Raw genomic sequence first — 25,611 nt, 5'->3', positions numbered from 1 at the left:
CACCCGCCGCCAGCCAGACGAAGCATCTGGCTGGCGGTGCGCGGCAGCGCGATCAGCGGAAAAATACCCGGTTGCGACCATGCTTTTTCGCGTCGTAAAGCGCGGCGTCGGCGTTGTAGTAGAGGGTTTCAAAATCGCTGCCGGGCGCGCAATAGCTGACGCCCAGGCTGGCGGTCACCAGACGCTCCGGCAGCGCATTAAGCGGCGAAGCGTTGAGCGAGGCGAGAATCGCGCCCGCTACTATTACCGCATCGGCCAGCCAGGTATTGGGCAGCAGCACCGTAAACTCTTCGCCGCCGATCCGACCGATACTGGCAAGCGGCGGGAGGTTGCGCTGAATACGCGCCACCATTTCGCAGATGACTCTGTCGCCAACCGGATGACCATGCTCATCGTTGATGCGCTTGAAGAAATCGATATCCAGAATAATCAGCGCCGCCGACGAGCGGGCCAGCGTCTGCGTAATGCGCTGAATAATGGCGCTGCGGTTCCAGACATCGGTCAGCGGATCGTGCGTCGCCTTATACTCCAGCTCGCGCGCCAGCTGCGCCAGGCGTTCATTGGCGCGGTTAAGCTCGCGTTCGGCGCGGTCGCTGCGCGAAATCATGCGCCAGGTTTCGCGCATCAGCCGCTGATAGTGCTGATTTAACTGCTGCAGCGCGGCGCGGTAATCCTCCGCCTTCAGGCTGGGCTGCGCCGCCACGTCGCTGGCGCGGTTGAGCGCCTGGGTCTCTTCACTGAACAGCTCTTTCAGCTCCATCATTGCGGCGTTTCCGCATGCAGCTGCACCGTCAGCGCGTCGAAATCGAGCTGCAGTTCCTGACCAAACTCTTCAGAGACGTCATCTTCCTCGTCGTAATGCCAGTTCAGCAGAATGGTATTGCCGCGCTGCGCCAGCTGGTTGAACTGGTCAAACAGCCCAAACAGCATCTTGGTGCTGGAGCTGTTGAAGTAGCTCAGCGCGATCTCCACGATGACCGGCTCGTCCTGGCGCGGCTGCCAGCTCTCCAGCGCGCTCTGTAACGGGCGATAAAACGCGGCGGCGTTCTCCGGCCAGGATTCCCCTTTAAGGGTAAAACGCTGCGCGTCGAAGTCGAAATCGACGTGGGGCGTGCAGTCGGTGGCAGCAAGTTGAATGGTTTGCATAGAGGGATCTTTAATCATGACAGATGGTGGCCTTAAGCCAGAAAGCGGAGAATTCGCCAGCTTCCAGCGGACGCAGGTCATACTCCAGCGGTTCGCTGACGTCGCGCGCCAGGGTTAACAGACCGATATTGGCGCCTTTGCTCCAGGCGGGGCTTTCCGCGCGCAGACCATGGCGATAGGCCTGTTTAATCTCCTCGCTGCTCATTACGCGCAGCGATTCCAGATTGTCACGCAGCCGATCGCAGGCGTCGTGATCGACCAGATTGGTGCTTTCCAGCGTATACTTTCCCGCGTCATAGCGTAGACAGACCGAACCGAAGCGGTAAAGCTGCTCCTGATGCGGCAAGGCGCGGCTGTCCTGCGAATAGCGCAGGATATTCTGTGCGATTTCAACAAAGCTGGAGAAGAGGCGGCGGCGCACTTTGGCGGACCCTTCGTGATTCTCCAGAAACAGCCTGACGACTTCGCCCATTGCCGTAATATTCTGCGGCGAGAAAAAACCTGTGTATTGAAGCGCGACCAGACTCTGCGATCCGGCGACACAGGGCGCTTCCCTCAACGACCCGTTGTTCATACTTTTCCCGGTGCGGTTAATAACGCAGGCCGAACCAGGTCACATCGTCGCGACGCGCCTGATTACCCTGCCACTGTAAATAGTCCTGCTGAAATGCCTGCGACAGCTCGGGCATCGGCAGATGCTGATACTGAGTAAGCAGCCGCTGAATGCGCTTTTTACCGAACATAATGTTGCGTTCGCCGCCGAGCTGATCGCTGACGCCGTCAGTAAAGATAAACAGCATGTCGCCGGGCTGTAGCGGCAGCACATATTCGCGCCACGCATAGGCTTCCGGCGTATCGGTATAGCCGACGCCGACGCGATCGCTGTTGAGCGAGATGGCGCCGTCGCTGACCTGTCCCAGCAGAAAGGCCTGGGTGCGTGCGCTGGCCCAGCGCAGCTGATGCTGTTCGGTATCCACCGACAGCACCATTGCGTCGCAGCCGTCGTTCGACAGCGAGGTTTGCTGCGACGCGCTCAGCTGACCGAGGGTTCGTTTTATATGGTGGTTCAGCGCCTGCAAAATAGCGGCGGGCGAGGCGAGATCGCCTTGCTTCATCGCATTCTCCAGCGCCGACTGCAAAATGACCGTCATAAACGCGCCCGGGATGCCGTGGCCGGTACAGTCGGCAATCACCGCCATCCAGCCGGTCTCGTGGCGGTGAAAGGCGTAGTAGTCGCCGCCGACGCCGTCGCGCGGCTGCCAGTGCAGACACCAGTCGTTCAGCATGCGATCCATCAGGCGAGTCGAACGATCCAGCATGGCGTCCTGGATCACGCGAGCGTAGTCGATGCTTTGCAGGATCTGCTGATGCTGCTGCGCCTGCAGATCCGACACGCGGCGGATCAGATCGACGCCTAATCCAATGCCGACGTAGCGCTCTTGCTCGGTAAGAATAAAACCGTCCGCAACCGATTTGTCGCCGTTTTCCACTACCTGCTGCGCGACGCTCTCCAGCGAGCTGTCGATATCAATCACCAGTGGAAACTTGTCCATAAAAGCGATGCAGCTTTTTCGGTCATACAGCTCGCGGAAAAAGGGACGCGCCATCTGCGACAGAAAAATATGGCGGTTGATCATGCCGAAGGGCTTGCTCGCTTCCACCACCGGCAGGCCAATCAAATCCTTATGCTCCGTAAACAGTGCCATCACCGCGGCGTTGTCGGTATCGGGCGTGACGAAAGGAACGCTGATGCAAAGCACGCGGGCGCTGTAGCGGCTGGAGGCGGACGTCATCGCCGAAAGGCTGTCGGGCAGCTGCATGATGACCAGAACAGGTTGGTTAAGATTAATCCTAGATTAAAGGCGCTTGATGACGCTTTTATGTCAAAAAAGAAGGCAGATAAAAAGAGTGGGTTTATCGTGCGCTAAGGCAAATTCCCGCGGAAAAGCCGGCAAATGCCGGCTTCACTGACTACGCCTGACTGAGCGTTTCGGTGACGTGGCTGATGGCGCGCACCACTTCCGACGAGCTGTCGCGCAGCTCGCTAATGACGTCGCCAGCCTGCTGGGCCAGTACCACGCCCTCATCGGCACGCTTCATATTGGACGCAATGCCCTGCAGCGCTTTGGTCGCCAGCAGTTGATTCTGCTGCATCCGACTTTCGATCTCGCTGGTGGCCTGATTGATATTGGCTGCCAGCGTGCGTACCTCATTCGCCACTACGGCGAAGCTACGTCCGTGCGCGCCCGCGCGCGCCGCCTCCACCGCGGCGTTAAGCGCGATCAGGTTGGTCTGATCGGCGATGCGGCGAATGCTGGCGACAATTTCGCCGATACGATCTGAGGAGTCGCTGAGATCGGAGATATCGTCTGAGATGCCATGCAGCTCGCCCGCCAGCGCGTTAATCGTCTGCACGCTATTTTCAATCACGCTGGCGCCGTGACGGGTGCTCTCGCGGGTCTGCAATGCCGTCTTATAAGCCTGCTGCGCGGCGTCGCGCTCCTGCTGGTTTTTCTCGACCTGCGCCGTCACATCGGTGGCGAACTTCACCACCTTATAAAGGATGCCCTCTGCATCAAAGACCGGGTTATAAGTCGCGCGCAGCCAGACGGTGCGGCCCTGTTTATTCACGCGCTGGAACTGGCCGGAGATAAACTCGCCGCGATTGAGCTTTTCCCAGAACGCTTTGTATTCGGCGCTCTGACGCAGCTCCTCGGAGCAGAAGCGGCTATGCGGCAGGCCGATCACCTCATCGGCGCGATAGCCCATGGTGTTGAGAAAGTTAGCGTTCGCCTTCAGCACCTCGCCCTTGAGGTTGAAGGTGATAACCGCCATCGAGCGATCGATGGCGGTAGTCATGGCACGCTGCTCCTGAGCGTCGGTAATGCGCGCGGTAATATCGGTGGCGAGCTTAACGATTTTCACCACGCGACCGACGCGGTCCCGTACCGGCACATAGTTCGCCTCCAGCCAGACCGGACGGCTGTTTTTCGCCAGGCGTAAGTACTTGTCGCTAAAGCTTTCGCCGCGCTTCAGGCGCAGCCAGAAGTCACGGTATTGAGACGACTGCACAAAGTCGGCGGTACAGAACAGGCTGTGGTGCTGGCCGATAATCTCGTTCAGCGCGTAGCCCATTCGGTCGAGAAACAGCGAGTTAGCGTTAAGAATGATGCCTTCCGGCGTGAACTCGATCATCGCGATAGCGTCGTTGAGCGAGTTAAGCGTCGCCGAGGGGCGCGTTTGTTTTTGCCACGCAAGGCGTGACAGAAGACCTGATGAAATAGTGGAAAACATGGTGCACCTTATTATGAGTATGAAGTGTCGCTATCGTTATCGGCAAAAGTGGTGAATAAGTCAGCGCAGCGGCACGCGAGTGCGCGTTTTTTTGTCAGCCGTTCGGTGGGTTGCTATAAAACTCAGCAGTCAGTGACAATTTGATGAAAAGCGTTTGACGCTGTGAGGGCATTAAGGTTTAATGCGCCCCGTTGCCCGAATAGCTCAGTCGGTAGAGCAGGGGATTGAAAATCCCCGTGTCCCTGGTTCGATTCCGGGTTCGGGCACCACAAATTTGAAACCCTCGCTTCGGCGGGGGTTTTTGCTTTTGTGCGGAACCCGCCCCAGTTAGCGCTCGTGCGCGCCCGGCAGCACTACCACCATCCCCAGCGCCAGTGCGGCAAAGCCCAGTAACGCCGCGCTTGCGCCCAGTCCGGCAGAGGCTAAGCCAAACAGCGCCGAGCCTGCGACCTGTCCGGCCGCCAGCATAAAGAAGGCGATGCCAACGCCCGATGCCGTCGAGGCGGGCGTGGCGGCCGCGCCATAGACCAGCAGCACGCCGGAAAGCGTCACGTAGCCCGCGCCGCCCAGCGCTACGGCGGGAAACAGCCACCACGAAAAGCCATCCAGACTCGCCAGCAGCAGCAGCGGCAGCGCCATACAAATTTGCGACAGACGATAGATTTGCACCAGGCTGAGCGCGCGTCGCGCTACACCGGTCAGCGCGCCCGCAATCCCCGCGCCGCCGCTTATCAGCCAGAGCAGACTGCTGGCGCGCGCATCCAGGTGAAGGTGATTACGCAGCATATCCGGGCCAAAGCTCCACCAGGCCGCGCTGGCGGAGCCGCTAATAAAAGCCACGATCGCCAGACGTATCAGCGATCCTTGCCGCGCCAGATCGCACCAGCCAGCACGATCCGGCTCTCGGGCGCGACGATCGGCGGGCAGATAGCGGCGCGCCGGAAGCAAACAGATCAAGGCGAGCAGCGCAAAGGCGACGCAGGCCGCGCGCCAGCCGCCGGGCAGCATCAGCAGCACCGGCACGGAAAGCATAATGCCCGCGCTGGTACCGGCATTAATCGCCGTATTGGCGGACTCCTGCTGCGCAGGCGGCAGCGTGTCGCCGACCGCGCTGGCGATGGCAGGCGAGGCGACGCCCGCGCTCAGCCCGGCGATAAAGAGTCCGGCGGCGAGCATCAGCGGCGAAAAAGCGCAGGCGAGCAGCAGCAGGCCGCCAGCGGCGCAGAGCGCGGCGAGGTAAGCCGAGGCTCTGGCACCAAAGCGCGCCACCAGCCAGGGCGCGGCGGCGGTAGAAAGACAGTAGGAGATATAGCTACAGGCGGTGACAATCCCGGCGAGATGGATGCTGAACGGAATTTCCTGCATTACCGCAGGCATCATCAGGCCCCATGAAAAGCGCGCCATACCGTAGGTAACGGCAATCAGGGAAAAGCCGGTGACGCCCAGCGCCACGGAAGATCTCACGGCTGCTCCTCGCGCGGCAGCAGCAGCCGTGCGGCGGCATCGCCCGCGTGTTTCGCCGCGTCCGGCCCCAGCATTAGCGCCGAGATCACCGCTCCTTCAAACAACATCCAGACCGCATTCGCCATGCCCTCATCCGGCACGCAGTCGCCGATATAGCGGCGCAGCGCATAGCGATAGTCGAGCGCATGTGCCGCCAGCATCGGCTCTTTCTCCGCATATTCGCCCCAGGCTTTGATGAAAAAGCAGCCCTGCGCCCCATACTGTTCCGTCCATTCGCCTAGGGTCTCAAACAGCCGTCGCAGCGCCTGCGGATGCTGCGCAGGCAGGAGATCGCCGAAAAACCGCGCCCGGCGCGCCGCCATCACGCTGAGGGTCAGCGCTTCGCGCGAGGCAAAGTGATGATAAAGCGTGCGCGTTGAGACGCCCGCTTCCCGGCACAGCTGGTCGGTGCTGGTAGCGTGAAAACCGTTGGTGTAGAACAGCCTTTCAGCCGCCTGCAAAATATCGTCGCGTTTGTTCATACCATTAAAAGTAAACCGATCGTTTTACTTTTGCGTAGTGGCGCAGACGATTTATTTTTTGGGCGGCGCGAAAATTACCCCAGACAGTGCAGATAGCGCGCCCCGGAGCGCATAACGACCTCCTTCGCCTCTTGCGTCACATCCTGCCCTTCAAACGCGCCGTAAAGCCGCGAAAACGTCAGCGCGTCGCAGCGGCGCAGCATCTCGCTCACCGTCGCGGCGGAAAGCGGCAGCATATTGGGGTAGCTCCACATAAACGAGACCGCATCCTTCCCCGGCGCGACCTGAATAATATCGCCTGCCAGCACTACGCCGCCGTTGGCTTTCCAGTGCAGCACGCTGCCGCCGGCGAAATGCCCCCCAAGCCGCACGATATCAACCTCCTCGTTTAACGGCAGCGTCTCGCCCTGCCAGAACTGAATGGCGGGGCTGTCACGCATCACCCATTCGGCATCATCAGCGTGCAGATAGATCGGCGCGTTAAATTCCGCCGCCCAGTCCTGCATGGTGGTGTAGTAGTGCGGATGCGAGATAGCGATGGCGGAGATACCGCCGAGGGCATGGATGAGCGCGATAGTGGCGGGATCCAGGCTGGCGATGCAGTCCCAGAGAATATTGCCGCCGCTGCTGCGCAGCAAAAGGGCGCGCTGCCCAATGGCGAAGCTCGGCACGGTTTTAATACTGAGCAGACCCGCCTCAAGCTGCTGCCATTTGTTCTGATGACTGCGGGTTAGCGTGGCGAAATCGATCCACTGCTGCCCGGCGGCGGGCACCCACTGCCGTTCGTCCTCGCAGATTTTGCAGCGCTGCGGCGAGACCTCGGCATATGACGTGCCGCATGTGGCGCAAAGTTTCATTATTACCTCCTCCAGGGTTAACCTTACTCTGACTATAGCCGGTGACCGCGCAGGGAAACGATCGTCCTGCATAGAGGGGAAATATGACGCGCTGCCGCTGAGTATGCGGAAAGCCCGATTTAAACCGGATAAAATCTTGTGGTTAAGCGGATAAAGCGCGGCTCATCATGTTTCCAGCGCTTCTCTTTACAGGAATATCCGCACAGGCAAAATACATCTTATTTCTTAACGTCCGCGTGCCATGTCTGACGAAGCGTTACGCCAGCAGATACAGATTTTGAAAAAGCATAATGCGCGGCTCAAGCGTATAGCGCATGACGCCCGCAGCAAGCTCGACGCGGCGCTGGACGGCACCGGGCTCTGCCTGTGGCAGCTTGATATCCCCAGCGGCAAGCTGGTGATCTTCAACCGGCGCTGGGGCGCGATGCTGGGCTATCAGCCGAAAGAGAGCAGAGCGCTCTTCTCCGAGTGGAAAGAGAGCCTGCATCCTGACGATGCCGCAGAGGTGCTGAAAGCGTTCTACGACCATATCGATGGCAAAGCGCCTTACTATGAGGCACTGCACCGGATGATCGCCAAAAACGGCAGCGTGACCTGGGTACTGGATCGCGGCCGTATCAGCGAATGGGACGAGCAGGGCAGGCCGCTGAAGGTAACCGGCACCCATATCGATATGACCAAAGAGAAACAGTACGAATCGCAGCTGGCGATGCTGGCGAATCACGATCCGCTGACGCAGCTCGCCAACCGCCATGCCTTGCGTAACGCCTACAGCCAGATGCGCAAGGAGAACGCGCTCTGCGTCGCCTTTATCGATCTCGACGATTTCAAACATGTCAATGACACCTTCGGCCATCGCAGCGGCGACCGTTTGCTGATCCAGCTCAGCCAGCGGCTGTGCGACGCTTGTCCGGAGCCGGTACTGGCTGGCCGACTGGGCGGCGATGAGTTTGTGCTGCTGATGCCGTTCGGTCAGGACGACGCTCGGGTGGCGCAGGTGAGTCGCGCCTGTCTGCAGGCAGCGCTCACGCCTTTTGAACTGGAGAACGGGACAGCGACCATCGGCGCTTCTATCGGGATTGTGCAGGCGCAGCCGCATGAAGGGTTTAACGCGGCGCTGAGCCGCGCCGATGAAGCGATGTACCGCATTAAGCGCAACGGGAAAAACGGTATCGGGCTGGGATAATCTGCCTGGCGTCGCTTCCGCCCCGGTTTATCTCTCTTCTCTCGAGCCGTTATCCACGCGGGATTAGCCAGTTTTTCAGTAAACGCGTCAGCAGCGGCATCCACAGCCAGACCACCAGCGCGACCACGGTCGCATCACCTAAAAAATGTCCCCACAGCGTACCGTGGCTGGCGGGCAACAGGGTGCTCCAGAGCGGCGGGATCAGCAGCGTTGAAGGGAAAATCACTCCCAGCGTCAGCAAGTACTGTTTCCATTTCGCCGGACGCGGCGCTGTCTTAGCGGTGGGCGTAAACCAGAACGCAGCGCCGGGACGCACGTCGATATGCTCCGGGCCGGAGAGCAGCAGCGGCAGTTCGGCGATCAGCTTCTTGCGTGCGTCGGATTGCGTCCAGTTAAACAGGTTATCGAGGCTGTCGAAGCGAATCAGGACGGTGTAGACGCTTTCGCCATGCACCGGGCGCAATACATTCACCCCAAGATGACCGGGAAATTGCGCCGCCTGCGGCATGATCTGCTCCAGCCATTGCTCGTAAGCCTGCTGTTTCTCCGCCTGCACGCTGTGGGTGATCACCAGCGTAACGTGGCTGGCCTGATGCGGATTATTCATATCGCCTCCCGGCGCGCTAAAAGTGATTTACAGCAGTGGCGCTGTTGGATACAAAAATACGAGATGAGAACATTTATTGTTAGCGGAATGATTTTGGGTTGTTGTTCAACAATTTTTGGGGAGAACTGAGGAATGCGATTAAACCTCGAGGCGCTGCTGATTCTGGATGCGCTCGACCGTCACGGCACCTTCGCGGCTGCGGCGGCGCGGCTGTTTAAAACCGCGTCGGCGTTAAGCTATACGGTGCAGAAGATGGAAAGCGACATGAAGATCACGCTGCTCGATCGCTCCGGTCATCGCGCTACCTTCACCCCAACCGGGCGGCTGATGCTGGAAAAAGGACGCGCGCTGCTGCGCGCCGTAAACGAACTGGAGCAGCAGGCGCGCTACGTCGAAAGCGGCTGGGAGAGCAACCTGACCATTAGCGTTGACGCCTCGGTGCCGTTTTCGCTGCTGTCTCCGCTGATTGACGAGTTTTATCAGCAGCATCCCCATACCCAGCTGCAGTTTCGCCAGGATGTGCTGGCGGGCTGCTGGGAAGCGCTGAGCTACGGCGAGGCGGATCTGGTGTTCGGCGCGGTGCAGGAGCCGGCGACGCGTAAAGATATCGGCTGCGTGGCGCTGGGCTGGCTCGACTATGTGTTCGCCGTCGCGCCAACCCATCCGCTGGCGCAGATGCCGGAGCCGCTGCTGCGCGAACAGATCCGTCAGTATCGCGCGGTTACGGTGCACGACTCGTCACGCCACGGCGCCGGTATGGATTTGCGCGTGCTGGATGAGCAAAAAACGCTGAGCGTGCATGATTTTCATGCCAAGCTGCAGGCGCAGCTGGCCGGGCTGGGATGCGGCTATCTGCCGTACTATCTTGCCGCGCCGCATCTGGCGAACGGCACGCTGGTGGCGCGCCAGCTCGACAGCGAAACGCGGCGCGACATGGCTTACCTGGCCTGGAATGAGAGCGCCAGCGGTAATGCGGCGCGCTGGTGGCGCGACAGGCTGCAAACGCTGGAGGGGCTGCGCGAGATCTACGCCGCGCCTTAAGCCAAAAGCGCGCGGCCGAAGCACCGCGCGCCTGAGGTTACAGCGAGATAAAGTGGTGCGCTTTGGGCGCGCCTTCGCCCTGATGGAACGCCAGCACTGCCGCCTGCAGCTCGGCGTCCGCTTTCGACACGCGCTGATGCTGACGCAGATGCTCCTGCCACGACTCGACTAAAAACCACTCCTGAATAAACGCCGCATCTTCGGTGTGCGTCATCACCCCCCAGGCGTAAGCACCATCGCGACGGCGCGCCAGCGCCAGCTTATTGATCGCCGCCAGAAAAGCCGGGCGATCTTCCTCCGCTACGCGGTAGTGGATCTGCACCATCACCGGACCGCGACGCCCATCAATGCTTTGCGCCACCGCCGGTTCCTGCCAGTGCAGCGCGGGCTGCAGATCCGCCTCGCCCTGCGGCAGCGCTTTGCGGCGCAGCAGCAGCGCGCTCAGCATCAGCGCCGCCGCCGCGATAACCAGCGTCGCCACTACGCCCGCCTGCTGCGCCACCAGGCCCCACAGCAGGCTGCCGCCTGCCAGCGCGCCGTTAAACACCATCAGATAAACCGCCAGCCCGCGGCCGCGCACCCAGTCCGGCAGCACCGCCTGGGCGACGCCGTTCAGCGTGGTCAGCGCGATGATCCAGCCGCTGCCGAGCACCAGCATCAGCACCAGCGCCAGCCACTGCGGCGGTGTGAGCGCCAGGCCGAGCATCACCAGGCCGTTGATGGCGGCGGCAAGCAGCAGCAGCGCGTCGGCGCGCATCCTGGCGCGCAGGCGCGGCAGCAACAGCGCGCCGCCAATGGCGCCGATCCCGACGGCGCCGAGCATCATGCCGTAGAAACCGGCCGTGCCCTGCAGCAGCTGGCGCGCTATCAGCGGCAGCAGCGCCCAGAGCGCGCTGGCGAAGATAAAGAACATCGCGGCGCGAAACAGCACGCGGTGCAGCTCGCGACTCGCTTTGACGTAGCGCAGACCGGCGCGGAACGCACCGAAGAAGTGCTCGTTCAGCTCATCCTGCGCTTTTGCCGGACGCTTCCAGGCCAGCAGCGCGGCAATCACAATGAAATAGCTGGCGACATCCGCGCCGTAAGCAGCCATGGCGCCGAGGCTTGCCAGCAGCAGGCCGCCGGTCGCCGGGCCGATAGCGCGTGCGATATTAATGCCGAGTGAATTGAGCGCGACGGCGTTTTTCATCTCCTGACGCGGCACCAGTTCCGGCACGATCGCTTGCCAGGCGGGGCCGAACAGCGCCGCGCCGATGCCGCCGACAAAGGTCAGCCCAATCAGCCACTCCGCCGTCAGCCAGTTATTGTGGGAGAGGATCAGCAGCGTGCCGCTGACGCTGGCCATCAGTATCTGTATCGCAATCAGCAGGCGGCGGCGGTCAAAGATATCCGACAGCACGCCCGCTGGCAGCGCCAGCAGAAAGACCGGCAGCGTGGCGGCGGTCTGCATCAGCGCGACCGCCGTGGGATTGTCCGAGAGGCCGGTAATCAGCCAGGAGCTGGCGACGTCGCGGATAAAACTGCCGGTATTGCCCAGCACCGACGCGCCCCATATCAGGGCGAACATGGCGTAGCGAAAAGGGGAGAAAGCGCCGCCCGCAGGCGAGGGGGTCATGTTCTGGCTCATCTTCTGTCTCCGACCGCGCCGGTTAGCGCAGCGTTATTTAGTGGTGATGGCTGGAACATTACGGGCGCTCTGCCAGGCTTGATAGCGGAATATCTGCGGCAAGATGCCCAGGATTTTTTCACAACTTTCGATCGCTAAAATCCTTTAACGTCTTATCAAAATTTCTGCTTTAGGTTTTATCTCGCGTCCAGGTTAGCTTGATTAACAAGACACAACATCACTGATAACGGAGACCAGACATGAGCACCTTAACGACAAAAGATGGCGTACGCATTTACTTCAAAGATTACGGTAAGGGAGAGCCGGTGCTGTTCAGCCATGGCTGGCCGCTGGATGCCGATATGTGGGAGAGCCAGCTGGTTCACCTGGCCGAGAACGGCTACCGGGCAATCGCGTTCGACCGTCGTGGTTTTGGTCGTTCCGATCAGCCGTGGGAAGGGTATGACTACGACACCTTTGCCGACGATATTCACGGCCTGATTGAGCATCTGGGGCTGAGCGATATCACGCTGGTGGGCTTTTCAATGGGCGGCGGCGACGTAACGCGCTACATCGGCCGCTACGGCACGGAAAAAGTAAAAAGCCTGGTGCTGCTTGGCGCGGTCACGCCGATCTTCGGTCAAACTGCCGACCACCCGGAAGGACCAGAAAAAGCGGTATTCGACGGCATTATTGCCGGACTGCGTAAAGATCGCGCGCAGTTCATTAAAGAGTTCGCCACGCCGTTCTATGGCATTAACGCCGGGCAGACCGTTTCCGACGGCGTACTGACGCAGACGCTGAACATTGCGCTGCTCGCTTCGCTGAAAGGCACCATCGACTGTGTTACCGCCTTCTCAGAAACGGACTTCCGCGCCGACGTGGCGAAAGTGGACGTGCCGACGCTGATCATTCACGGCAGTAATGACCAGATTGTGCCGTTTGAAGCGACCGGCAAGCTGGCGCACGAGCTGATCGCCGGGTCGGAGCTGAAAGTTTACGATAACGGCCCGCACGGTTTCGCCGTCACGCATCAGGATCAACTCAACCAGGATCTTCTGACATTTTTACAACAGCATTAATACCGTTTTCTGTAAATCTCGCTGCCAAACGCCCTCAGGGGCGTTTTTTATTTTCACTTCACCCGCTTTATCACGTGGAATATAAAACAGGGAGCAAGGTTTCTCTGAAATCAACCTTCTGATTATTTATTGATCACATCTGACGACATCAGGAATGAAATAACGCTTTCAGCCGCTTCGCTTTATTAACTATTCACGGTTCGCTTATTTATTGAGGAATTATCTTATTTTTCAACAAAAAGTGATCGTTTTATGATCAGCGGCTTCGCTTATAAAAATTCTCTTTCTTTTCTTACCGCTCCGCTTAAATGATCCCATTCGTCCAGAATAACGGTTAAATAGACTCGTTTTGCGCCGTTATAAGGATAAATAAGGGATTGCCGTTGAGGTTTTTTACACGCTGATAACGTGAACGCATGATTTCCTCCAGAAACAGTTGGCTTGTTGATTTGTTTGCTATTGCGAGCGATTTTGCTAAACACAAAGGCACGGAATACTTGATTCATTATTTTTAAAAGCTACATTTAACCCTGCGCTATCAAACTTGATGAAGCGTAGGCTGTGATATTTTTATTATTAATCCTTAAGAGGAACACAGTATGTCTCAATATCGTGGTGGAGCTGGAAACTTTGCGGTTGATCGTGAGCGAGCAGCGGAGGCGGGTAGAAAAGGCGGCCAGAAGAGCGGCGGCAATTTCAAAAACAACCCTGAACGCGCTATCGAAGCCGGGAGAAAAGGAGGGAAGATTAGCCGTCGTAGCTGAAATATCAGCAAGTTAGATGGATAAGCTGTCAACATTTGACCGCGGGTGAGTCATATTTTTTCTCTTTTAGTTCTCCTTGCGAAACTTCCCTGACAATAGCATGTTCCTGTCTTTTTTTAAGAACCAGGATCGCCCTAATTAAACCGGACTCGGTCTGTTCCTTGTCCGGTTTTTTAAAGCTCGTTTATAAAAATGGAAAATTCACAAGCTTTAGTTTGAGATTTACATCTTCTGACACTGACGTGTGAAGCAATTCAACTCTGTTTTAATTTATACAACAACATGGTGAGTTGTACAATTTTTCAGAAAGAAATAACAATTAAATTGTACAGCAACTATGAATAAATTTTTAGCTAACCCTTTGGTATAAATAGGAAAATGCATTTTACATGCCACTTTTTCTTTAACAGCGTTAATTTTTTATGATATTGCCTCAGAAAAGAGAGGGCTTTTTATCTGGGCGCCTGAAAGTAGACAGAAAAAGTGGAGACCATCACTTTCTATCCAGGAGAAAAGGAAAGGTTTCGTACAACAGGCGGCAGTTTGAAGCAGGGAAGGGAGCAGGCGGTCTCCACGGCATCTGGCCACAGAGGGAGGCACTACAACTCACCTTCTCCAGGATGCTATGAACGTCACGGCTGGCTATTACCTGTTCATTTAAATAAAAGTGGCCTTAAGAACGCGCGGGGCGAATAAGAAAAACGTAAAGGACATAAATTAAGCTACAGCACACATTCAGAGATAGCGGTAATCAAAATGAAAGTGTGTGCTTACTATATTGGAGAGGCTGGGGATTAAGACGCTGGCCCTGGTGAGCCAGCGATATTTTCAAGGCGTGGTGGGCTGCCAGGTATTGAGCGCTTTAGCATCAATGCGCTTCGGCAGGAGTTTCGCGTCATAAAACGCGTCCGCAATGGTTTGCTGTTCCGACAGATCGCTTTTCTTCACCGGTTCGACCTGATAGCTGCGCTGCGTATTGGCTTTCTCAATGGTGGCTACCGGCAGCTTGCCCCATAACGGCGAAAGCAGCGCGGCCGCATCGGCCGGATGCGCTTTTAGCCATGCCGCTTCCTGCGTCAGCGCCTGATAAACGCTATTCAGCACCTGCGGATGCGTGCTGGCGTAAGACGTCGAGGCGAGATAATAGCGCTGATAGCTCGCCAGGCCTTCGCCGCTCGTCAGCACGCGCGCATGCTGCTCTACCTGCGCGCTGGTAACGTAGGGTTCCCATGTCACCCATGCCGCTACGCTGCCATTCTCCAGCGCCGCGCGTCCGTCAGCGGGCGTCAGCCAGGCCGGGGAAATGTCGCTGAACGTTAAACCCGCCTTTCTGAGCGCAGCGATCAGCAGATAGTGGCTGCCTGCCGCTTTGGTGACGGCGATCTTTTTCCCTTTGAGATCCTGCAGTGTTTTTACTGGCGAGTCGGCGGGCACCAGAATCGCCTGCGCCTGCGGCGATGGGGTTTCACGCGCATAATAAGTGAGGTTCGCTCCCGCCGCCTGGGCAAACAGCGGCACGGTATCCGCGACGTCGGCTGAAAGATCGATGTTATTGAGGTTGAGCGCTTCCAGCAGCGGCAGCCCGCTGGAGAACTCATGCCAGCTCACTTTTACCCCTTGCGCGGCCAGGGATTTGTCGAGGTCGCCGCGCTGTTTGATTAGCGTAAGCAGCGTCGAGGATTTCTGGTAGCCGATACGGAGCGTTTCATCTGCGTGCGCAGAGAAAGCGAAAAGGGCAGTGAGCAAAAGCGCACTGCCCGATAACGAGCGGAAAGGTTTCATGGGCGTTTCCCGGGGAAGGTTAATCATCAGATGATGATAAAAGCGCATCAGGGACGCGCTAAACGCCTTTTTTGCATAAGCTTTGCGGCAGAGCGGGAAAGGACTAGTTCGCCATCAGATGGCCATACATCGCCATCAGGCGACGCGTCACGCCGTTGGTCCAGCCGAAACCGTCCTGCAGCGGGTATTCGCCGCCGCCGCCAGGACGCGCGCGATCGCCGCTGATGTCATATTTTTCCACCAGCTTATGGTGCAGCTGATAGAAATTATTGACCGTCGTTAGCCAGTTCACTGCGATTTCCGTCGCCAGCGTCTCTTCACCGTACTGATTGAGGCCGATAATCGCCATCCACTGCAGCGGCGCCCAGCCGTTGGGTTTATCCCACTGTTCGCCGCTTTCGACCATAGAGGCGACCAGTCCGCCGCTGGTCAGCAGCAGCTGACGCAGCGCGATAGCCTGCAGATGCGCCTGTTTCGGCGTTGCGAGACCGACAAACAGCGGCACGACGGCAGCGGCGGTAAATGCGCCAAAGCGCTCGCGTCGCCAGTCATAATCGCGATATACGCCTGCCGTGCTGTCCCACAGGTAGCGGTTAATAGCGCGCTTACGCGCTTCGGCTTTCTTCTGCCACGCCAGCGCCGTCAGCTCTTCTCCTTTAGCATGAGAAAGCGTGGCGATCATCAGCTCCAGCTTGTAGAGAAACGCGTTCAGGTCGATCGGGATGAACTGCGTCGTACGGATGCTTGCCAGACGCTTAGGATCGCGCAGCCAGCGGGAGGAGTAATCCCAGCCGGATGCGGCACCCGCGCGCAGATCGCGATAGACTTCGCTCGCCGGACGGCTGGAGTGACGCGCCGTCTCGACATCTTCAATCCAGGATTCATCGCGCGGCGTATCGCGGTCGTCCCAGTAGCGATTCAGCAGCGAGCCGTCGGACATACGCACCACGTGGCGATACGCCTGACGTGGCATCAGCGCGCCCGCGCCATCCATCCAGAACTGATACTCTTTCATCAGCTGCTCGAGATAGCGTTTTGCGCCGCGCACGCCATCTTCTTCAAACAGCTCAACCATCAGCGCGAAGACCGGCGGCTGTGAACGGCTCAGGTAGTAGGTGCGGTTGCCGTTGGGAATGTGACCGTAGTTATCGATCAGCCATGCGAAGTTATCCGCCATATGACGCAGCAGATCGTCGCGTCCGCTCTCCGCCAGGCCGAGCATGGTGAAGTAGGAGTCCCAGTAATAGGTCTCGCCGAAGCGGCCGCCAGGCACCACGTAAGGTTTCGGCAGCGGCAGCAGCGATGAATGCGGCAGATGCTGCTGCGGCATTTTCGTTAATACTGGCCACAGGGCGTCAATATGTTCGTTAAGCGTTTTATCCGGGTTTGAAACGTAAAAACTTTCATTTATCGCCGGTAAATAAAAATGGTCCGCCACAAAGCGCGCCAGATCAAAATCGCGGCTGCGTTTCTGACGGCGATAACGCATCAGTACGTCCAGCGGATCGTATTTAGGCGAGCAGTCTGGAAACGTTTTGCTGTCTTCAAAGATGCGCGACATCTGCACATGCTCGAACAGCTCCATGTAGCGATCGGCAGGCGTGAGCGCATCGGGCGCCGGCAAGCCTTCAATCAGCTCCGGTTCCGGCTCGGAATCCTGCATACGATCTAGCTTGAGCTCGTGGGGATCGTATTGATACTCAACTTCCGCCCCTTTGCGAACCTCATCGAATGCGTTGAGTTGCTGGCGATAAGTATTAATAGCGGCCTCCTGGAGTCTGAGGGTTTCATAAAAGAAAAATTATAGACTTATGGCTGGCCCAAACAACAATGCAGAATATCTATGAACGTAATAAAAATTGTCTATCAATAGCTTATTTAGCGGAATTGCTCTGGTTATCAAGCAAATAACGCGTGCGCTTGAAACATTTATTTAGGAGTAATCTTTGAAGAAAGAAAATAACTAGCGGAGAGTTGAAAAAAAGCGGCAAAAATTGACAAAAACCGACGTTGTCGCCGCGCTGTGGAATGAGCTATTTGTGGCATTTTTACGCAGCTGTAAAAAACGCCCGGTAAAGGGCGTCTGAAAATGGCGGGTCAGGTGCCAGCGCGGCGGGCAGGAGCCGGGCGCAAAGATGCGCGGGGCATCCATGCGCGACCGGAGTATGCCAGCCGCTTGCGGCCTGAGGCCTTATTCGCTGACGCGGTAGCGCTCCAGCCAGTGCGCGTAGGGAGCAGGCAGCACCCATGACGGCTGCGGCTTGTCGAGCGCCAGCGCGGCCTGGTAAGGCCAGTGGGGGTTTTTCAGGTGAGCGCGGCCTACCATCACCAGATCAAGCTGACCCTTTTCAACGGTGGCGTTGGCAATAGCTGGCGAATCAATGCCCCATGCGGAAGCGACCGCAATATCCGCCTCGCGGCGTACGCGTTCGGCAATCGGCGCCAGGAAAGCAGGCGTGCCCCACGGAATATTAGCGTCCGGCGTAGAGAAGCCAATGCTGACGCTCAGCAGATCCAGACCGTTGGTACGCCAGTAGCGCGTCAGGTCGATCGCCTCTGACAGCGTCTCTTCGTCGCGACCGTCATACTCCAGCACGCCGAAACGGGCGGTCAGCGGCAGATTTTCCGGCCAGACTTCACGCACCGCGTCAAAGGTTTCGCGCAGGAAGCGGCTGCGGCCTGCGGCGTCGCCGCCATACTGGTCGGTACGCTGGTTGGCGTGCACCGAGAAAAAGCTCTGCGCCAGATAGCCGTGAGCGAAGTGCAGTTCCAGCCACTCATAGCCGGCATCGCGTGCGCGGATAGCCGCCTGCACGAAGTCGTTGCGGACGCGCGCGATATCGTCGAGCGTCATGGCGCGCGGCACCTGCGGCAGATTGTTGCCGAAGGCGACAGCAGAAGGAGAGAGGGTCTCCCAGCCGCGTCCGTCGTCCGCTGCGATGTGATCGTCGCCTTCCCAGGGTTTGTTTGCGCTTGCTTTACGACCGGCATGGCCGATCTGGATGCCCGGCACGGCACCCGCCGCTTTGATCGCCTGCGCGACCTGCGCCAGGCCTTCAGCCTGCGCATCATTCCATAAGCCAAGGCAGCCGGGAGTGATACGGCCTTCCGGTGAAACGGCGGTCGCTTCAACGATCACCAGGCTTGCGCCGCCGCGCGCCAGCGCAGCGTAGTGGACGTGATGCCAGTCATTGACCAGGCCCTGTTCAGCGCTGTACTGACACATAGGCGGCACCGCGATGCGGTTGCGCAGCGTAACGTCTTTCAGACGGAATTCAGAAAACAGAGACATAGCACCCTCTTAATCATTGATCAGTTCGATCGCCTGCTTGCCGCAAGGCTACGGCGCTGTTGCGTCGTGCAGCGGCAACCAGAAGCGATTCGCTGTGCAATGTACCCTGAGAGCTTTCCCGCAGCCTACGCTCCCTGTGCTGCGCGGGGCAGACAGCGAGGGAGCGCGACAGGCGGGGAAGGCCGCCAGGCGCCCGCCTTGGGCTTATTTCGCCAGCGTCGCCTTAATCACCTCTTGCCAGGGTGTGGTAGCGCGCCCGATCAGTTTGCTCAGGCTGCGGGAGTCATCAAACAGGCCGCCCTGCGACGCGCCCTTGTCGGAATCCGCCAGCATCTCCGCCAGGCCATCCGGCAAACCGGCGCCTTTGAGCGCGGCGGCGAACTCGGCGGGGGAAAGATTGACATAGTCCACCTGCTCGCCGGACTGACGCGCAATTTCAGCGGCGAACTCCGCCAGGGTGTAGCTGTCGTCGCCCGCCAGCTCATAAATTTTGCCTGCCTGATCGTCGCGGCTAATGACCTCTGCCGCGGCATCGGCGTAATCCCGACGCGCCGCCGAGGCGATACGTCCCTCGCCAGCCGATCCGATAAACGCGTGGTGCGTCAGGGCAGGGGCGATGCTGGCCGCATAGTTTTCGGTGTACCAGCCGTTGCGCAGCAGCGCGAAAGGAATGCCAGACGCCTGCAGCAGCGCCTCGGTGGCGCGGTGTTCGACGCCAAGGCCCAGCGGCGAGCTGTCCGCATGCAGCAGGCTGGTATAGGCGATAAATTTTACGCTGGCCGACTTGGCTGCGTTAATGACCGCCTGATGCTGCGCTTCGCGCTGGCCCACCTCGCTGCCGGAGATCAGCAGCAGCTTATCCACGCCGGACAGGGCTGACATCAGGGTCTCGGGCTGGCTGTAGTCCGCTTTACGCACCGTTACGCCCTTTGCCGCCAGATCGGCGGCTTTTTCCGGCGATCGCACGGCGGCGATGATTTGCTCCGCCGGCACTTTTTTCAGTAATGCTTCAATGACCAGACGGCCTAGCTGGCCGGTTGCGCCTGTTACTGCAATCATTTTTCGCTCCCTGGTATTTGTGGTTGTCGAAAGCCAGAGTAGGATAAAGGCTAACTTTTCGTAAGTACTTACAACTTTGTTAGTTTGGAAGAAACAAGTTAAATGTCTGAAAAAATAAGTGAAAAATTTAGCCGCGGTGAGCTGTTAAACGTTAACTGTCCGTCGCGCGAGGTGCTTAAACGGGTCACCAGCCGCTGGAGCGTGCTGATTTTCCTCGCATTGCGTAACGACAGGCTGCGCTTCAGCGAGCTACGCCGCGCCGTTGGTGGCATCAGCGAACGTATGCTGGCGCAGACGCTGCGCCACATGGAGGAGGACGGGTTCGTCGAGCGCATCGCCTACAATGTCGTGCCGCCGCATGTGGAATATCGTCTGACGCCGCTTGGTCGCGAGCTGGAAGGGCAGGTGGTCGGCCTCGCGGACTGGCTGGAACTTAACGTGAACCGTATTCTGGCGCAGCGCGAGAAAGCCTGACGGCGCGCCGTTACGCTACAGCGCGCATTCTGAATCGGCCTCATCCCCTGCAGCCTGCTTTCCCGGCGGGCTTTACCGCTTCGCTTTCGCGGCGCGGCTTTACATCCTTATCAAAACAGAGGCCCGCGCGAGAAGGGATCCAGAGGTTCTGTTCCCCCGGCTCTCATTCAGCGTCGTACCAGCAGGCGCTAAACAAAAAAGCGAAAAGCAAGCGGCCAAAACGAGGCGCGCCAATATCCGCCTGAATAAAAAGCGTCGCTGCATCGGTTATTACCGCTGCGCCATGTTAGATTTTTATTAACAACTTTATCTCATCTTTTTGTGACGGATTAATTAAGCGTGACGGAATAGCGAATAATGGCTGTGTGTCATAAATCACGCTTTTTAAACGTAACGCCTTAAAAGGGGTTCTTAAGGGCCTAAATGCTTAATTTGCATTAATTAAGGCCTGTACTAAACTAAAGAATTGCCCGTTTTTCTGCTGTGGGTATAGGGAAAATAACACGCCAAAACATGGCGTTGCGTATGTAAAGAATTGCTATGTGACTTTCGTCACTCCCCTCACATAATCACGCAACAATAAATAACAAAGATGTCACATTAAAGCCTGTGAATTAACCTAAAACCTTGCGTTAAAATAGGTAATTACGGACAAAAACAATGACCAAAATCAAAAAACGCTGTTATAGTTTTCGCATCCCAGACTGTTTCTGTTTGTCAGGCGCGAGTTCCTATAAATTCGCGTCAGCAATAGGCTTAAGCACAGCGTAAATATTAACGCTGTGCTTTGGTTGTTAACTATAAGTAAATATATGGTGTTATATGTGGCAACGAGGTAAGCAATGTTCGGATTAGACGCCTTTCACCTGGCCAGGATACAGTTCGCGTTTACTGTCTCCTTTCATATCCTTTTTCCCGCCATTACCATCGGCCTCGCCAGCTTTCTGGCAGTGCTCGAAGGCATGTGGCTGAAAAGCCGTAACGAAACCTACCGCGATCTCTATCACTTCTGGTCCAAAGTCTTTGCCGTTAACTTTGGTATGGGTGTGGTATCAGGTCTGGTGATGGCCTATCAGTTCGGCACCAACTGGAGCGGCTTCTCGCAGTTCGCGGGCAGTATTACCGGTCCGCTGCTCACTTATGAAGTCCTGACCGCATTCTTCCTGGAAGCGGGCTTCCTCGGTGTGATGCTGTTCGGCTGGAACCGCGTCGGACCGGGGCTGCACTTCTTCGCGACCTGTATGGTGGCGCTGGGCACCCTGATCTCTACGTTCTGGATCCTCGCCTCTAACAGCTGGATGCATACGCCGCAGGGCTATCTGATCCAGAACGGGATTGTGGTGCCGCAGGACTGGCTGAAAATTATCTTCAACCCGTCGTTCCCCTACCGTCTGTTCCATATGTCGGTCGCCGCCTTCCTTGCCAGCGCCTTCTTTGTCGGCGCGTCCGGCGCATGGCATCTGCTGCGCGGCAACGATAACCCGGCTATCCGCAAGATGTTCTCTATGGCGCTGTGGATGGCGCTGATCGTCGCGCCGATTCAGGCGATGATTGGCGATGCGCACGGTCTGAACACCCTTGAGCATCAGCCAGCGAAGATCGCCGCGATTGAGGGACACTGGGAAAACCCGCCGGGCGAAGCGACGCCGCTGATCCTGTTCGGTATCCCGGATATGGATGAAGAACGCACCAAATATGCGGTGGAGATCCCTTACCTCGGCAGCCTGATTCTGACGCACAGCCTGGATAAGCAGGTGCCAGCGCTGAAGACGTTCCCGAAAGAGGATCGTCCTAACTCGCTGATCATCTTCTGGTCATTCCGCGTGATGGTGGCGATGGGGCTGTTGATGATTACGCTTGGCGTGGTCAGCCTGTGGCTGCGTTATAAAGGGCGTCTTTATCAGTCGCGTCCGTTCCTGTGGTTTGCCTTGCTGATGGGGCCTTCTGGTCTGATCGCACTGCTGGCGGGCTGGTTCACGACGGAAATTGGTCGTCAGCCCTGGGTCGTTTACGGCGTGCAGCGCACCATTGATGCGGTGTCTGGTCATGGCGATCTGCATATGAGCATCAGCCTGCTGGCCTTTATCCTGGTTTACTCCGCGGTGTTTGGCGTAGGTTATATCTATATGATCCGTCTGATTAAGAAAGGCCCGCTCACCGGCGAAGGCAAGGATGTGCGTCACGGCGGTCCAGGCCATGGCAAAACTCCGGCTCGTCCGCTCTCTGCGGCACATGAAAGTCTGAACGATCCGCAGGAGGGAAAATAAGATGATCGATTTTTCCATTATCTGGTTCGCGATTATTGTTTTCGCCACCCTGATGTATATCGTCATGGACGGTTTCGATCTCGGTATCGGGCTGCTGTTCCCCTTTAATAAGGATGCGGTCGAGCGCGACATGATGGTTAACACCGTCGCGCCGGTATGGGATGGCAACGAGACCTGGCTGGTGCTGGGCGGCGCGGGTCTGTATGGCGCTTTCCCGCTGGCTTATTCCGTGATCGCCGATGCGCTCTCTATTCCGCTGACGGCGATGCTGATTGGCCTGATCTTCCGCGGCGTCGCCTTTGAGTTCCGCTTTAAGGCGACCGAAACGCACCGCGCGTTTTGGGACAAGTCTTTCGTGGCGGGCTCTATTCTGGCGACCTTCAGCCAGGGCGTGGCGGTTGGCGCGATGCTTGACGGCATTCAGGTAACAGGTCGTCATTTCAGCGGTTCCGCAATGGACTGGCTGGCGCCGTTCCCGCTGTTCTGCGGCGTGGGTCTGGTTATCGCCTATGCGCTGCTGGGCTGTACCTGGCTGATTATGAAAACCGAGCATGAGCTGCATCGTAAGATGTCTGCGCTGGCGACGCCGCTGGTGATCGCGCTGCTGGTAGTGGTCGGCATTATCAGCCTGTGGACGCCGTTCAGCCATGACGCTATCGCGCAGCGCTGGTTTACCCGTCCGAACCTTTACTGGTTCCTGCCGGTACCGGTGCTGGTGCTGCTCTGCTCGTGGGGCATTATTCGCGCCATTAAGCGCGAGGCGCACTATTCGCCGTTCCTGCTGACGCTGGCGCTGATTTTCCTCGGCTTTTCCGGTCTTGGCATTAGCGTATGGCCGAATATCATTCCGCCTTCCGTTACGATCTGGCAGGCAGCGTCTCCGGCGATTAGCCAGGCCTTTATGCTGGTGGGCAGTTTGTTGATTATTCCGATGATTCTTGGCTACACCTTCTGGAGCTACTACGTGTTCCGCGGGAAAGTCAAAGCAGACGAAGGATACCATTGATATGCGAACCGAAGTCGACAGCATGAAAAACCACAATGAAGCCAAAGCCCCGTTGTGGAAACGCATTCTGTGGCTGGTGGTGATCTATGGAGCAAGCGTGCTGGCGCTCGGTGTCGTGGCCATGCTGTTCCGGATGATGATGACCGCAGCAGGTATGCGAAGTCACTAACAGTTTTGGTTGATATAAAGGCTGGCGTTGCCAGCCTTTTTTTATGCCTTTATATGGGCAAGGGCAAGGGCAAGGGCAAGGGCAAGGGCAAGGGCAAGGGCCGGTGCTGGGGCAGGGCCGGTGCTGACGCCAATGGCATGGGCCGATCGCAAAGTCGCTCAAGGCATCCATGCTCGCTCGGCCCGCGACATCCCTGTCGCGGGACGCTTTGCTCTTCTGCCCATGCCATTAGCGTTTCAGACACGGGTGCGATTGCGACTTTGTTTTAAACAGTTTTGTTGCGGGGGCTTTGCTCTTCTGCCCATGCCATTAGCGTTTCAGACATGGGTGCGATTGCGACTTTGTTTTAAACAGTTTTGTTGCGGGGGCTTTGCTCTTCTGCCCACGTCATTAGCGTTTCAGGCGTGGGGCGAGTGCCATATTGTTTCAAACAGCTCTTCGCGGGACGCTTTGCTCTTCTGTTGATGCTCTCGGCGTTTCATTTCTTAGCCTCTCCCCTGACAGGCTAAACATTAAATGCCTTTTACCGCCGCTTTGCTTGCGCTTTCTTTACCCTTTCTTACATGCGTAAGACGTTTTTGTTATGATTATGTGACTAATCTCGCACTACTTTCTACGATCTTCACAGAAATGCTCAGCCTGAACGTAAAAAAACAGTACATCAGCGATCTGGTGGACTGGATTGAGGCGAATCTGACCGACGATCTTAATATCGATCTGATTACCCTGAAATCCGGCTACTCCAAATGGCACATGCAGCGCATGTTCAAAGAGATGACCGGCCAGACGCTGGCGGCCTATACGCGCAAGCGTCGCCTGACGATGTCCGCTATGGCGCTGCGTCTGACCCGCATGCCGCTAATCGATATCGCGGTGCGTTTTGGTTTTGATAACCAGCAGAACTTCACCCGCGTCTTCAAGAACCATTTCTCCCTCACGCCAGGTGCTTTCCGCCGCGTGCCCGACCTGCAGCTGAAAAGCTTCCACGGGCCTATCTCCATTCACGGCGAAATGATGCAGGCGCAGCTGGTAGAGCGCGATGAGCTGCAGCTGCGCGGCGAGCTGATCGAGTGGGAGTGTAAATTCGGCGACTACGTGCGCGACCATGCGCAGACCGTCGCGCAGCAGGCGCGCAACTTTGTTCGTCTGGCTGGGCAGCAGGTCGATCGCGGCTGGCTCGGCTTTCAGTATGGCCCCGGCAACTCGGCGGAACAGCAGCATATCAGCCTGTTCCAGGCGCTGGAGAGCCAGCACGCCGATATCCTGGGACCGAATATCGTCAACTGGACGTCGGCGCGCGGCCTTTACGCCACCATCCCCTGGCAAGGCTCGCCGGAGCAGCTCACGCGCTTTATCGCCGATCTTTACTATGTGCATCTGCCTGCGCTGGGCGTCGCGCGCCGTCAGGGAAAAGATCTGCTGCGGCTGGATATGAAGGCCTCCACCCCCGATGCGCTGGTCGGCCTCTTCTCTGTGCCTGTCACCCAGTGCTGACAGCGGCTTTTCGTGCGGTGAAACGTGATAAACCGCACGATTCTATAAAACAGATGCGCTTTCTGGCGTAAAATTCCTGTCTTAACCCGGAAGCCATGCGGATATCGTGCATAAGGCTGGCCGGACTGGATATTCATCTGCCTTTCAGGTTCTTTCCGAACCAGATATAAAACGACGACAACCATGAAACTTTCTTCGCTGTTACTTACTACGGCGCTTGCTGCTTTGCCGCTTTTTGCCGGCGCCCAGATGGCTGAACCCTTTACGCCGCCTGCTGGCCTGCATCCGCACGCCCAGCCGACCCAGCACGAAATCCAGGGCGACAACGCGCTGCCGCAGCAATCGCAGAAGCACTTCAGCTCAGATACCTTAAACGACAACGTCTGATCGTTGCGCGCGCCGGTTCAGCGCGCGCCTTCGCTTTACCCTTTCTCCTTAACGCGTGCAGGCGCTGGCCTGTGCGCCTGTTCGGCTGCGCGGAAATAGCACAATCGATCCTT

General features: G+C 57.6%; 25 protein-coding genes and 1 tRNA gene. 11 read left to right on the top strand and 15 right to left on the bottom strand.

Annotated elements, in window-relative coordinates:
- Nucleotides 1-52: 52 nt before the first annotated feature.
- From D7S44_RS10725 to D7S44_RS10705, 5 genes are all read right to left on the bottom strand, one after another.
- On the bottom strand, nt 53-763 hold the full coding sequence (locus D7S44_RS10725; RefSeq protein ID WP_120454691.1) for a GGDEF domain-containing protein: 711 nt from the start codon (nt 761-763) through the stop codon (nt 53-55).
- Complete coding sequence (locus D7S44_RS10720) at nt 760-1,146, bottom strand: DUF1987 domain-containing protein (protein ID WP_167456968.1); 387 nt, start codon at nt 1,144-1,146, stop codon at nt 760-762. Before D7S44_RS10720 ends, D7S44_RS10725 begins: the two co-directional genes overlap by 4 nt.
- Nucleotides 1,147-1,156: 10 nt before the next feature.
- Nucleotides 1,157-1,720: a SiaB family protein kinase gene (locus D7S44_RS10715; protein WP_120454687.1), complete on the bottom strand. Its 564-nt coding sequence runs from the start codon at nt 1,718-1,720 to the stop codon at nt 1,157-1,159.
- A gap of 16 nt (nt 1,721-1,736) precedes the next feature.
- Complete coding sequence (locus D7S44_RS10710) at nt 1,737-2,966, bottom strand: SpoIIE family protein phosphatase (protein ID WP_120454685.1); 1,230 nt, start codon at nt 2,964-2,966, stop codon at nt 1,737-1,739.
- Nucleotides 2,967-3,117: 151 nt separating this feature from the next.
- Nucleotides 3,118-4,440 carry a methyl-accepting chemotaxis protein gene (locus D7S44_RS10705; RefSeq protein WP_120454683.1) on the bottom strand — a complete coding sequence of 441 codons (1,323 nt, stop codon included), beginning with the start codon at nt 4,438-4,440 and terminating at the stop codon, nt 3,118-3,120.
- Between the two features lie 193 nt (nt 4,441-4,633).
- Between D7S44_RS10705 and D7S44_RS10700 the strand changes: the two genes are divergently transcribed.
- Nucleotides 4,634-4,709, top strand: a tRNA-Phe gene (locus tag D7S44_RS10700).
- A gap of 58 nt (nt 4,710-4,767) precedes the next feature.
- On the opposite strand, the gene D7S44_RS10695 is transcribed toward D7S44_RS10700, so the two are convergent.
- The 3 genes from D7S44_RS10695 to D7S44_RS10685 form a co-directional block, all read right to left on the bottom strand.
- Nucleotides 4,768-5,904, bottom strand: a complete 1,137-nt coding sequence (locus tag D7S44_RS10695) for an MFS transporter (protein ID WP_120454681.1) — start codon at nt 5,902-5,904, stop codon at nt 4,768-4,770.
- A complete protein-coding gene (locus tag D7S44_RS10690; RefSeq protein WP_120454679.1) occupies nt 5,901-6,425 on the bottom strand; it encodes a TetR/AcrR family transcriptional regulator in 525 nt (174 codons plus the stop codon). The genes D7S44_RS10695 and D7S44_RS10690 overlap by 4 nt, the downstream gene beginning before the upstream one ends.
- A gap of 74 nt (nt 6,426-6,499) precedes the next feature.
- Entirely contained in the window at nt 6,500-7,285 is a 786-nt protein-coding gene (locus tag D7S44_RS10685) for an MBL fold metallo-hydrolase (RefSeq protein ID WP_120455120.1), read from the bottom strand.
- A 238-nt stretch (nt 7,286-7,523) separates the two neighbouring features.
- Here D7S44_RS10685 and D7S44_RS10680 point away from each other — a divergent pair, with 238 nt between their 5' ends.
- Complete coding sequence (locus D7S44_RS10680; protein WP_120454677.1) at nt 7,524-8,468, top strand: sensor domain-containing diguanylate cyclase; 945 nt, start codon at nt 7,524-7,526, stop codon at nt 8,466-8,468.
- Nucleotides 8,469-8,517: 49 nt separating this feature from the next.
- Here D7S44_RS10680 and D7S44_RS10675 read toward each other — a convergent pair whose 3' ends face one another.
- On the bottom strand, nt 8,518-9,075 hold the full coding sequence (locus D7S44_RS10675; RefSeq protein ID WP_120454675.1) for an antibiotic biosynthesis monooxygenase: 558 nt from the start codon (nt 9,073-9,075) through the stop codon (nt 8,518-8,520).
- A 132-nt stretch (nt 9,076-9,207) separates the two neighbouring features.
- Between D7S44_RS10675 and D7S44_RS10670 the strand changes: the two genes are divergently transcribed.
- Nucleotides 9,208-10,116, top strand: a complete 909-nt coding sequence (locus D7S44_RS10670; RefSeq protein ID WP_120454673.1) for a LysR substrate-binding domain-containing protein — start codon at nt 9,208-9,210, stop codon at nt 10,114-10,116.
- A gap of 37 nt (nt 10,117-10,153) precedes the next feature.
- On the opposite strand, the gene D7S44_RS10665 is transcribed toward D7S44_RS10670, so the two are convergent.
- Complete coding sequence (locus D7S44_RS10665; RefSeq protein ID WP_120454670.1) at nt 10,154-11,743, bottom strand: MFS transporter; 1,590 nt, start codon at nt 11,741-11,743, stop codon at nt 10,154-10,156.
- Nucleotides 11,744-11,982: 239 nt separating this feature from the next.
- On the opposite strand from D7S44_RS10665, the gene D7S44_RS10660 reads away from it, so the two are divergent.
- Nucleotides 11,983-12,804, top strand: coding sequence for an alpha/beta fold hydrolase (locus D7S44_RS10660; protein ID WP_120454668.1), 822 nt, complete (start codon nt 11,983-11,985; stop codon nt 12,802-12,804).
- Between the two features lie 269 nt (nt 12,805-13,073).
- Here D7S44_RS10660 and D7S44_RS23315 read toward each other — a convergent pair whose 3' ends face one another.
- Nucleotides 13,074-13,310, bottom strand: coding sequence for a hypothetical protein (locus D7S44_RS23315; protein WP_147402099.1), 237 nt, complete (start codon nt 13,308-13,310; stop codon nt 13,074-13,076).
- Between the two features lie 93 nt (nt 13,311-13,403).
- Between D7S44_RS23315 and D7S44_RS10655 the strand changes: the two genes are divergently transcribed.
- On the top strand, nt 13,404-13,568 hold the full coding sequence (locus D7S44_RS10655) for a con-10 family general stress protein (protein ID WP_071997459.1): 165 nt from the start codon (nt 13,404-13,406) through the stop codon (nt 13,566-13,568).
- Between the two features lie 828 nt (nt 13,569-14,396).
- Here the strand turns inward: D7S44_RS10655 and D7S44_RS10650 are convergent.
- The 4 genes from D7S44_RS10650 to D7S44_RS10630 form a co-directional block, all read right to left on the bottom strand.
- Nucleotides 14,397-15,350, bottom strand: a complete 954-nt coding sequence (locus tag D7S44_RS10650; protein ID WP_120455118.1) for an aliphatic sulfonate ABC transporter substrate-binding protein — start codon at nt 15,348-15,350, stop codon at nt 14,397-14,399.
- Between the two features lie 103 nt (nt 15,351-15,453).
- Nucleotides 15,454-17,112 carry an alpha,alpha-trehalase gene (locus tag D7S44_RS10645; RefSeq protein ID WP_120454666.1) on the bottom strand — a complete coding sequence of 553 codons (1,659 nt, stop codon included), beginning with the start codon at nt 17,110-17,112 and terminating at the stop codon, nt 15,454-15,456.
- A 429-nt stretch (nt 17,113-17,541) separates the two neighbouring features.
- Nucleotides 17,542-18,642 (bottom strand): NADH:flavin oxidoreductase/NADH oxidase, encoded by a 1,101-nt coding sequence (locus tag D7S44_RS10635; RefSeq protein ID WP_120454662.1) that lies wholly within the window; start codon nt 18,640-18,642, stop codon nt 17,542-17,544.
- A gap of 204 nt (nt 18,643-18,846) precedes the next feature.
- The gene (locus D7S44_RS10630) at nt 18,847-19,701 is read right to left on the bottom strand and encodes an SDR family oxidoreductase (protein ID WP_120454660.1); all 855 of its coding nucleotides are present in this window, start codon (nt 19,699-19,701) and stop codon (nt 18,847-18,849) included.
- Between the two features lie 102 nt (nt 19,702-19,803).
- Here D7S44_RS10630 and D7S44_RS10625 point away from each other — a divergent pair, with 102 nt between their 5' ends.
- From D7S44_RS10625 to D7S44_RS10595, 6 genes are all read left to right on the top strand, one after another.
- Nucleotides 19,804-20,175 carry a winged helix-turn-helix transcriptional regulator gene (locus D7S44_RS10625; protein ID WP_120454658.1) on the top strand — a complete coding sequence of 124 codons (372 nt, stop codon included), beginning with the start codon at nt 19,804-19,806 and terminating at the stop codon, nt 20,173-20,175.
- 842 nt (nt 20,176-21,017) lie between these two features.
- Entirely contained in the window at nt 21,018-22,442 is a 1,425-nt protein-coding gene (locus D7S44_RS10620) for a cytochrome ubiquinol oxidase subunit I (protein WP_120454656.1), read from the top strand.
- A 1-nt stretch (nt 22,443) separates the two neighbouring features.
- Nucleotides 22,444-23,448 carry a cytochrome d ubiquinol oxidase subunit II gene (gene cydB / locus D7S44_RS10615; RefSeq protein ID WP_120454654.1) on the top strand — a complete coding sequence of 335 codons (1,005 nt, stop codon included), beginning with the start codon at nt 22,444-22,446 and terminating at the stop codon, nt 23,446-23,448.
- 1 nt (nt 23,449) lies between these two features.
- A complete protein-coding gene (locus tag D7S44_RS10610; protein WP_120454651.1) occupies nt 23,450-23,617 on the top strand; it encodes a DUF2474 domain-containing protein in 168 nt (55 codons plus the stop codon).
- Between the two features lie 630 nt (nt 23,618-24,247).
- Nucleotides 24,248-25,111, top strand: a complete 864-nt coding sequence (locus D7S44_RS10600) for a helix-turn-helix domain-containing protein (protein WP_120454646.1) — start codon at nt 24,248-24,250, stop codon at nt 25,109-25,111.
- Between the two features lie 183 nt (nt 25,112-25,294).
- Nucleotides 25,295-25,498, top strand: coding sequence for a hypothetical protein (locus D7S44_RS10595; protein WP_120454644.1), 204 nt, complete (start codon nt 25,295-25,297; stop codon nt 25,496-25,498).
- Nucleotides 25,499-25,611: the final 113 nt, after the last annotated feature.

The sequence above is a fragment of the Pantoea piersonii genome, from assembly GCF_003612015.1.
GTDB classification, from domain to species: Bacteria; Pseudomonadota; Gammaproteobacteria; order Enterobacterales; family Enterobacteriaceae; genus Pantoea; species Pantoea piersonii.
This window is presented reverse-complemented; position numbering and strand designations above follow the sequence as displayed.